Consider the following 8099-nt stretch of genomic DNA (forward strand, 5'->3'; position numbering starts at 1 on the left):
GTGGTGATGGCGATGGGTCAGCGTCTTCATTGCCCGTTCAGGGTAGCCGCGGGGGCAGGTGAAGTCAAAGGAAATTTGTCACTCTACCTTGTGACGCATGTCACGCCGCAGCGAAGGGGCATGCCCGCGCATCCATGTAGTTGGCAAGAGGTACGGGCTGGCAGAGAATGCTGAGGCTCCGCCGGTAGGTGACTTACCCGGCCCAAGCTCCTACAATAGACAGTTCTTCGAGCATCGGAGAAGGAGAGTTCATATGGCCAAGCGCATTTATATCGCCGCCTACGACCAGTCGAAGTTCGGCAAGCTGATGGCGCTCACCGTCCCGCAGATCCTGCGCAACGCGGTCGAGTCCGTCTGCCGCAAGATCAGCGTCCAACCTTCGGTCATCGACGTCGGCTCGGTGGGCGCCGCCTGCGGCTTCACCCTCAACGAGCAGGGCCTGCTCTCCGGCCTGATGGCCATGGTGCCCGGCCTCGAAGGCAAGCCCATCGAAGCCGTCGAGAACGCCTGCGCCTCCGGCGGCCAGGCCATCCTCTCCACCATCTACAAAATGCAGTTCGGGCTGGGCGACGTGGGCCTGGCAGTCGGTTACGAGAAGATGCGCGACAACGAAGGCAAGATGGACGGCAAGCTGGTGGGCAAGGTGCTCGGCTACTTCTCCCATCCCGACGAGCGTGAGGGCAAGACCTTCGTCTTCCCTCACCTGTTCGCCGAGGTCATGCGCGATTACATCAAGACCTGGGGCTCGAGCGAGGAGGAGCTGGCGCAGATCGCGGTCGCCGAGTACGGCAACGCCAAGTACAACTCCTGCGCCCAGATGAACAAGGTGCAGATCACGCTCGACCAGGCGATGAAGATCGAGGGCATCAACCGCTACGTGGTGGACGGCCTGCCGCTGAAGACCTACGACTGCTCGCAGATCACCGACGGCTATGCCGCCATGATCCTGGCCACCGAGGAGGGCCTGAAGAAGCTCGGTGTCCCCAAGGCGGAGTGCGTGGAGATCGCCGGCTACGCCCAGGCTACCGATCCGCTGAAGAAGGAAGGTCGCGACGTCCTGAAGGCTGCGGGCGCCTACCGCGCCATGAATAAGGCCTACGAGATGGCCGGCGCCAAGCCTGCCGACGTCAACGTCGCCGAGGTCCACGACTGCTTCACCGTCATGGGCGCCATCGGGACCGAGGTCATCGGCAAGGCGCAGCCCGGCAAGGGCGCGAAGTACTGGGTGGAAGGCAAGGCCAACGTGGGCGGCGAGTGCGCCATCAACACCTCCGGCGGGCTGATCGCCAAGGGACATCCGGTGGGCGCCACCGGCGTGGCCATGGTGGGCTGGGCAGCACAGCAATTGCTCGGGCGCGCTCCGCAGGAGCTCCAGCAGAAGGACCCGAAGCTGGCCGCGACGTTTAACATCGGCGGCCCCATCTGCGCCTCGGTGTGCACGGTGCTGCGCAGGGCTAGCGCCTAGAGATCAGTGTCATCCCGAGTGGGCTTTAGCCCCGAGGGACCTGCTTCTCCTGCAAGAGAAAAGCAGGTCCCTCACGGCTGAAGCCGTTCGGGATGACACCAAAAGAGAAAATGCGCCGCGAAAGCGGCGCATTTCTTCTTTGCGTCCAAGTGCCTACCGTGTGTGTGTGATTTCCAATATCTTTCCGTCGCTGCGCCGAATCTTCGCCTCGGCTACTCCACCGTTGCATCGTCCTGCTTCGCAAATGCGCCGACCTTTACCGTCTGGGCAGCACAACGTGCCGTACACATGCCAGACCTCGCCGTCTAGCACGGCCCTAAGCGGCTTCTCATTTTCGATTTGCTTCTTTCCGTATATCTTGACGAGGGCAGGTTCGGCAATTTTGATGGCGGTTGCCTCATCCGGCACGCTTACATCACTTGGACTCGGGGCGGTCTGTGCCGCTACGATTAGCGCAAAGGACAGGAGTAACGCGAAAGTTACGGCTTTCATAAAGACAACCTGAGAACCCGGAAGCAGCGGCCCTACTGCTGCTCTTCCCCCTTCTGCTTCACCCGCACCACCACGATCTTGGAGAACCCTTCAGAGAAGCTCGGGGGCTTCAGCTTGGCGGCCATGCGCCGCATGACGTCCTCCGGGACCATCCGCTCCCGCCGGCGGTTGCGTTCCATGCACGTTTCGATGGGCACATCGAAGAACACCGCCTGCACCTCGTAGCCGAAGCCGCGCGCCATGTGGATCCACTGCTTGCGCTCCTTCGGATTCAGGTTGGTGGCGTCCACATAGTTCCAGGGCATGCGCGCCACCAGGCGCGCGCGCAGCAGCGAACGCAGGGTGGAGAACACCAGTCCCTGGTAGCGCTGCTCCTCGATGTCGTCGAAGAGCATGGTGCGCAGCAGGTCGCTGGAGAGCGGGGTCACGCCGCGGCGCTTGAACCAGGTGGTCTTGCCCGACCCGGGCAGGCCGATGGCCAGGATGACCACGCCCTTGGGCTTCTTCTTGGGTTGGGCGCCCATGGCGGCGGCAGGCGCGGCCGGGGGCATGGCCGGGGTCTCCGGCTGGGTCTCGACCTCGAACTTCTGCTCGCCCCGGCTGACCTCGGCGGACTTCCGCTCCTTCTCGAAGGCGTCGATATAGCTAGGCTGGAGGGGGGGTGGATTCCCCTGTTGCGGAGCTTCTTTTTCCTGGCCCACCTTTCCGGTGGACTCGGTGTCCGACGGCACGCCCTTGCGCTTCCGCCGGCGCAGGCGGTCTCTCATCCACTTACGCATATGCGAGGCTTGTAACACAAACCCCCGGCGCTCAGCAATCTCACCCGCGATTGCGCCTGCTTACCCCCGGTGTTAGCATTTTGAGTTTCGAAGTGGGCTTCATAACTCATCTGTATCATCGCCGGGAGGCGCTTATGGCAATCAATGTCGGTATCAACGGATTCGGCCGCATCGGACGCAACATCCTGCGCACCGCCCTCAACGACAGCAACCTGGACTTCGTGGCCGTCAACGACCTGACCGACGCCAAGACCCTCGCCCACCTGCTGAAATACGATTCCGTGCTCGGCAACCTGCCCAACAAGGTCTCCCACGGAGCGGACTACATCGAGGTGGACGGCAAGCGATTCAAAGTGTTCGCCGAGAAAGATCCGGCCAAACTGGATTGGAAATCGGTGGGCGCCCAGGTGGTGGTCGAGTCCACCGGCCGCTTCACCGAGGCCGACAAGGCCAAGGCCCACCTGCACGACACGGTGAAGAAGGTCATCATCTCCGCCCCCGCCAAGGGCGAGGACCTCACGGTCGTGCTCGGGGTCAACGAGGACAAATACGACCCCGCCAAGCACCACATCATCTCTAATGCTTCCTGCACCACCAATTGCCTGGCCCCGATCGCCAAAGTGGTGCACGACAACTTCACCATCCAGTCGGGCACCATGACCACCATCCACTCCTACACCAACGACCAGGTCATCCTCGACTTCCCACACAAGGACCTGCGCCGCGCCCGTGCCGCCGCCCTCTCCATGATCCCGACCTCGACCGGCGCCGCCAAGGCCATCCACCTGGTGATCCCCGACCTGAAGGGAAAGCTGGACGGCTTCGCCATGCGCGTGCCCACGCCCAACGTCTCGGTGGTGGACCTGGTCACCTTCGTGGAAAAGAAGACCACGGTCGAAGAGGTGAATGCGGCCATGAAGAAGGCCAGCGAGTCGGGCCGGCTGGCCAAGTACCTGGGCTACGAGGAGAACGAGCTGGTCTCCATGGATTTCCGTCACGACTCGCGCTCCTCCATCGTGGACGCGCCGCTGACCCGCGTGGTCGCCGGCAACTGCGTGAAGGTGATCTCCTGGTACGACAACGAGTGGGGCTATTCCTGCCGGGTGCGCGACCTCATCAATTTCCTCGGCAGCAAGGGCCTTTAGACGGATCGGGCGATCCGGCCATCTTTGCCATCGAGCCAAGTTTCGGATCGCCCAACTTTCTTTCCACTTGTTCAGTTGGCTCGATGGCCCGATGGCTCGCTCCATGAATAAGCTCTCGATCAAAGACCTCGACCTGAACGGCAAGCGCGTCTTCATGCGGGTGGATTTCAATGTCCCGCTCGATGAACACGGTAGCGTCACCGACGACACCCGCATCCGCGAGACCCTGCCCAGCATCGAGTACGCCCTGAAGCACGGGGCGCGTCTGATCCTGGCCTCGCACCTGGGCCGCCCCAAGGGCAAGCCGAATCCGAAGATGACCCTCAAGCCGGCCGGCGAACGCCTGCGCATCCTGCTAGACGAGAAGCTGGGGCGCGGCGCCAATGTCGGCTTCTCGCCCGACTGCGTCGGCGACCAGGCCAAGGAGCTGGCCTCGCGCCTGGAGAAGCACCAGACGCTGCTCCTGGAGAACCTCCGCTTCCACCCCGAAGAGGAAGCCAACGACGAAAAGTTCTCCAAGCAACTGGCGGAGCTCTGCGACCTGTACGTGAATGACGCTTTTGGCTCCGCCCATCGCGCCCACGCCTCCACCGCCGGCATCACCAGGTTCGTGAAGAAGAACGCCGCCGGCCTGCTGATGGAGAAGGAGCTCACTTATCTTGGCAAGGCCCTCCACAATCCAGCGGAGCCATTCGTGGCCATCCTGGGCGGGGCCAAGGTCAGCGACAAGATCGCCGTCATCCAGAACCTGCTGCACAAGGTGAACACGCTGCTGATCGGCGGCGGCATGGCCTACACCTTCCTGAAGTCGCAGGGCGCCAAGGTAGGTAAGTCGCTGGTCGAGGACGATAAGCTCGACCTGGCCAAGCGGCTGCTCTCCGACGCCAAGTCGCGTGGGGTGAAGCTGCTGCTCCCGGTGGACCACGTGGTCGCCACCAGCATGTCTGCCGATGCCCAGACCAAGATCGTGCCCGCCGACCATGCCCTGGGCGACGACCAGATGGCGCTCGACATCGGCCCCAAGACCGTCGCGCTGTTCGCCGCCGAGATCGACCGCGCCCGCACCATCGTGTGGAACGGGCCGATGGGCGTCTTTGAGATGGCGCCCTTCGCCCACGGCACGGTGAAGATCGCCCAGGCGGTAGCCGCCAACCGTGCCGCCACCTCGATCATCGGCGGTGGCGATTCGGTGGCTGCGGTGCAACAGGCCGGTGTCGCCGATAAGATCACCCACATCTCCACCGGCGGCGGCGCCTCGCTGGAGTTCCTGGAGGGCAAAAAGCTGCCGGGAGTAGAAGCGCTAACGGACAAATGACGCCGCTTGGCGGGGCGTCTGAGCCCCGCCGGCGTCATCCTGAGGGGGCTTTGGCCCCGAAGGATCTCGCGTGCACTATGCGAATCACCATCACTCCAACCCGCGCCATTGAGCTCGTCCAGGGCGACATCACCCGCGAGAGTGTGGACGCCATCGTGAACGCCGCCAATCCCGACCTGCTTCCCGGGGGCGGGGTTTGCGGCGCCATCCATCGGGCCGGCGGACCGGAGATCGCCGAGGAATGCCGCCGCATTCGCCAGGAGAAGGGCCCGGTACGGACCGGCAGCGCAGTCGCCACCATGGGCGGAAAGTTGTCCCGGCACGTGATCCATGCCGTCGGGCCGGTGTGGCAAGGCGGACGGCAGGGCGAGCCCGAAGCCCTGGCCGGCTGCTATCGCCAGTCTCTCCGCATCGCCGACGGCCTCAAGCTCCAGAGCATTGCCTTTCCCGCCATCTCCACCGGCATCTTCGGCTATCCGGTGGCGGAGGCGGCGGAGATCGCGCTGAAGGCGGTCGCCGACTCGCTTCCTGCTCTCCAATACGTCGAACGAGTGCGCTTCGTCCTCTTCGACCAGTCCACATTCGATGCCTTCATTGCCGCGGCCCGGCGTGTTCCGGCCGCTTCCTAGGATCGCGAATGCCAAGAAAGAAATTGATCGCCGCCAACTGGAAGATGTACAAGACCCCCGACCAAGCCCGCGAGTTCGTCCGCGCCTTCCTGCCGATGGTGGCGGGCCACGACCGGGACGAGATCGTCCTCTGCCCGCCCTTTGTGGACATCGCCGCGGTGGCCGAAGCCGTCAAGGGCTCAGACGTCGCGGTGGGTGCGCAGAACATCGCCTGGGAGAAGGAAGGCGCCTTCACCGGCGAGATATCCGCCGAGATGCTGCTGGCCATCGGCTGCACCCACGCCATCATTGGCCACTCCGAGCGGCGGCAATACTTCGGCGAGACCGACGACACGGTCAACGCTCGCCTGAAAGCGGCGCTCGAGGCCGGGCTGACGCCCATCGTCTGCGTCGGCGAGGTGCTGGAGGAGCGGGAATCCGGCATGACCGAGGAAGTCCTGCGCCGCCAATGCGCTCGGGCCTTCCGCAAGATCTCGGGCAAGAAGGCAGCCAAGCTGGTCATTGCCTACGAGCCGGTGTGGGCCATCGGCACCGGAAAGACGGCGACCCCGGAGATGGCCGCCGAGGCCCATGCCCTCATCCGCGCCGAAGTCTCCAAGGCGATGGGCCAGGAGCTCGCCGACAACCTGCGCATCCTCTATGGCGGCAGCGTCAAGCCGGAGAACGCCAAGGCGCTGATGTCGGAGGCGGAGATCGACGGCGCGCTGGTCGGCGGCGCCAGCCTCAAGCCCGACAGCTTCACCGCCATCGTCAAGTACTGAATAGGGCCTCTGCTATAATGAAACTCGCCCTTCGTGTCCGTCTGCGCGTGCGGAAGTGGTGGAATTGGCAGACACACCATCTTGAGGGGGTGGCGCCGAGAGGCATGCGGGTTCAAGTCCCGCCTTCCGCACCATCCGACCCCCGAAAACGGGCGAAGCTTAAGAGAAAGGTCAAGGCGCGTTTGCGCCCCGGGTTGTTTACAGCATGGTCGTCCTGCTCACCATCCTTCACGTCATCGTCTGCTTCTTCCTGATCATCGTGGTGCTGCTGCAAAGCGGCAAGAGCGCCGACATCGCGGCCGCCTTCGGCGGCATGGGTAGCCAGACCGCCTTCGGTCCTCGTGGCGCCGCCACCGTCCTGACCAAGGCCACCACCTGGGCCGCGATCATCTTCATGATCACCTCGCTGAGCCTGGCCATCATCGCCTCGAAGAAGCGCGCCGGCTCCATCCTCGGCGGCACCAAACCCGCGCAGACCCAGGGTCAGACCCAGCCCTCGGCGCCTCCGGCCCAGAACCCGGTGCAGGGCCAGCCGCAGCAGAACCGGCCCGTCGCCCCGCAACCCGCTTCGAAGTAGTCCCCAGTCACCGGTCGCCAGTTTTCAGAAAGCTTCGCCAGCGTGCGAGGCTTTTCGTTATGCTGGACTGGCGACTGGCTACTGGCCACTGACCATGCTTATGATCCACGAGATCCTGGCCGTCGGGCCGCTGCAGTGCAACTGCTCCATCATCGGGGACGAGGCCTCCAGGGAGGCCATCGTCCTGGATCCCGGCGACGATGTCGAAGACGTGATGGAACTGGTGCGCCGCCATCAGCTCTCGGTCAAGCAGATCGTCATCACCCACGCCCACATCGACCATGTGGGTGGCGCCATGAAGCTCAAGCGCCTGACCGGCGCTCCCATCCTCATCAACCAGAACGACTACGCCCTGCTGAAGATGCTGGACGCGCAGGCAGGCTGGGTAGGCATGAGGCCTCCCGGACAGGTGAAGATCGACCAATCCCTCGGCGAAGGCGACAAGGTGCGCGCCGGCGGGCTCACGGGCTCCGTGCTGTACACCCCGGGCCACACTGAAGGCAGCATCTGCCTCTATTTCCCGGCCGACAAGATGCTCTTCGCCGGCGACACGCTCTTCGCCGGCAGCATCGGGCGCACCGACCTGCCCGGCGGCTCCTACGACAAGATCATGGCCTCGCTGCATGGCCCGGTGCTCTCCCTGCCCGACGACACCATCGTCGTCCCCGGCCATGGCCCGCTCACCACCATCGGCGACGAGCGCGAGACCAATCCTTTTCTCCTGCGCCGCTCCTGAGCAAATAAAGAATCCCCGGCGGAAACCGGGGATCGATGTTGACCCTGCGTGCGGCGCTTACATCCCGCCGCTGTTGTACATCTCGACGATCTTCGGCGAAACGTACTTCTCCGGGACTCTGAACTTGGGCGACTTCTTGGCGGCACGGAAGGCGGCCATCGCCGCTTCCTGCAGTTTCGGGTCGCTGGCCCCGGCCAGGT

General features: G+C 64.0%; 8 protein-coding genes and 1 tRNA gene. 8 read left to right on the top strand and 1 reads right to left on the bottom strand.

Going from position 1 to position 8099, the window contains the following annotated elements; translation table 11 throughout:
- The first annotated feature begins 253 nt into the window (after positions 1-253).
- Positions 254-1465, top strand: a complete 1212-nt coding sequence (locus VMS96_02520) for a thiolase family protein (protein HVP42275.1) — start codon at positions 254-256, stop codon at positions 1463-1465.
- 524 nt (positions 1466-1989) lie between these two features.
- On the opposite strand, the gene VMS96_02525 is transcribed toward VMS96_02520, so the two are convergent.
- On the bottom strand, positions 1990-2724 hold the full coding sequence (locus VMS96_02525; GenBank protein ID HVP42276.1) for an ATP-binding protein: 735 nt from the start codon (positions 2722-2724) through the stop codon (positions 1990-1992).
- A gap of 146 nt (positions 2725-2870) precedes the next feature.
- On the opposite strand from VMS96_02525, the gene gap reads away from it, so the two are divergent.
- From gap to VMS96_02560, 7 genes are all read left to right on the top strand, one after another.
- A complete protein-coding gene (gap, locus tag VMS96_02530; protein ID HVP42277.1) occupies positions 2871-3881 on the top strand; it encodes a type I glyceraldehyde-3-phosphate dehydrogenase in 1011 nt (336 codons plus the stop codon).
- A 103-nt stretch (positions 3882-3984) separates the two neighbouring features.
- On the top strand, positions 3985-5196 hold the full coding sequence (locus VMS96_02535; protein HVP42278.1) for a phosphoglycerate kinase: 1212 nt from the start codon (positions 3985-3987) through the stop codon (positions 5194-5196).
- A gap of 77 nt (positions 5197-5273) precedes the next feature.
- On the top strand, positions 5274-5825 hold the full coding sequence (locus VMS96_02540) for an O-acetyl-ADP-ribose deacetylase (protein HVP42279.1): 552 nt from the start codon (positions 5274-5276) through the stop codon (positions 5823-5825).
- 8 nt (positions 5826-5833) lie between these two features.
- Positions 5834-6586, top strand: a complete 753-nt coding sequence (gene tpiA / locus VMS96_02545) for a triose-phosphate isomerase (GenBank protein ID HVP42280.1) — start codon at positions 5834-5836, stop codon at positions 6584-6586.
- A 49-nt stretch (positions 6587-6635) separates the two neighbouring features.
- Positions 6636-6720 (top strand) — tRNA-Leu (locus VMS96_02550).
- A gap of 71 nt (positions 6721-6791) precedes the next feature.
- Positions 6792-7163, top strand: a complete 372-nt coding sequence (gene secG / locus VMS96_02555) for a preprotein translocase subunit SecG (protein ID HVP42281.1) — start codon at positions 6792-6794, stop codon at positions 7161-7163.
- Between the two features lie 100 nt (positions 7164-7263).
- Positions 7264-7899 carry an MBL fold metallo-hydrolase gene (locus VMS96_02560; GenBank protein ID HVP42282.1) on the top strand — a complete coding sequence of 212 codons (636 nt, stop codon included), beginning with the start codon at positions 7264-7266 and terminating at the stop codon, positions 7897-7899.
- The last annotated feature ends 200 nt before the right edge of the window (positions 7900-8099 follow it).

The organism is Terriglobales bacterium, assembly GCA_035543055.1.
In the GTDB taxonomy this organism is placed as follows: Bacteria; Acidobacteriota; Terriglobia; order Terriglobales; family Acidobacteriaceae; genus JAIQFD01.

Excerpts from the sequence above, each read along its gene's own strand:
- VMS96_02520 (HVP42275.1), top strand. The coding sequence starts at position 254 with ATGGCCAAGCGCATTTATATCGCCGCCTACGACCAGTCGAAGTTCGGC.
- VMS96_02525 (HVP42276.1), bottom strand. The coding sequence starts at position 2,724 with ATGAGAGACCGCCTGCGCCGGCGGAAGCGCAAGGGCGTGCCGTCGGAC.
- gap (HVP42277.1), top strand. The coding sequence starts at position 2,871 with ATGGCAATCAATGTCGGTATCAACGGATTCGGCCGCATCGGACGCAAC.
- VMS96_02535 (HVP42278.1), top strand. The coding sequence starts at position 3,985 with ATGAATAAGCTCTCGATCAAAGACCTCGACCTGAACGGCAAGCGCGTC.
- VMS96_02540 (HVP42279.1), top strand. The coding sequence starts at position 5,274 with ATGCGAATCACCATCACTCCAACCCGCGCCATTGAGCTCGTCCAGGGC.
- tpiA (HVP42280.1), top strand. The coding sequence starts at position 5,834 with ATGCCAAGAAAGAAATTGATCGCCGCCAACTGGAAGATGTACAAGACC.
- secG (HVP42281.1), top strand. The coding sequence starts at position 6,792 with ATGGTCGTCCTGCTCACCATCCTTCACGTCATCGTCTGCTTCTTCCTG.
- VMS96_02560 (HVP42282.1), top strand. The coding sequence starts at position 7,264 with ATGATCCACGAGATCCTGGCCGTCGGGCCGCTGCAGTGCAACTGCTCC.